The 771-nt window shown below is 53.8% G+C and carries 1 rRNA gene; it reads right to left on the bottom strand.

Going from position 1 to position 771, the window contains the following annotated elements:
- Positions 1-63: 63 nt before the first annotated feature.
- Positions 64-771 (bottom strand): 16S ribosomal RNA (locus ACKTSJ_RS11155); the annotation flags it as partial.

Below are 771 nucleotides of genomic sequence, written 5' to 3'. Positions count from 1 at the left end.
CGTGTCTCGAAACTGCTTTAAACAACCGATAAGTGTGGATACCTGCGCTTTGGCTTACTCTAGAAAGGAGGTGATCCAGCCGCACCTTCCGATACGGCTACCTTGTTACGACTTCACCCCAGTCACGAACCCTGCCGTGGTAACCGTCCCCCTTGCGGTTAGACTAGCTACTTCTGGCAGAACCCGCTCCCATGGTGTGACGGGCGGTGTGTACAAGACCCGGGAACGTATTCACCGCGACATGCTGATCCGCGATTACTAGCGATTCCGACTTCATGCTCTCGAGTTGCAGAGAACAATCCGGACTACGATCGGCTTTCTGGGATTGGCTCCCCCTCGCGGGTTGGCAACCCTCTGTACCGACCATTGTATTACGTGTGAAGCCCTACCCATAAGGGCCATGAGGACTTGACGTCATCCCCACCTTCCTCCGGTTTATCACCGGCAGTCCCATTAAAGTGCCCAACTGAATGATGGCAATTAATGGCAAGGGTTGCGCTCGTTGCGGGACTTAACCCAACATCTCACGACACGAGCTGACGACAGCCATGCAGCACCTGTGTCCAGGTTCCCTTTCGGGCACCAAGCCATCTCTGGCAAGTTCCTGGCATGTCAAGGGTAGGTAAGGTTTTTCGCGTTGCATCGAATTAATCCACATAATCCACCGCTTGTGCGGGTCCCCGTCAATTCCTTTGAGTTTTAATCTTGCGACCGTACTCCCCAGGCGGTCAACTTCACGCGTTAGCTACGGTACTAAAGAAGTCTCCTTCC

This window comes from Ferrigenium sp. UT5 (assembly GCF_045866295.1).
Taxonomy (GTDB): Bacteria; Pseudomonadota; Gammaproteobacteria; order Burkholderiales; family Gallionellaceae; genus Sideroxyarcus.
Note: the sequence above shows the minus strand (reverse complement) of the source record. Positions and strands in the feature narration are given on the sequence as shown.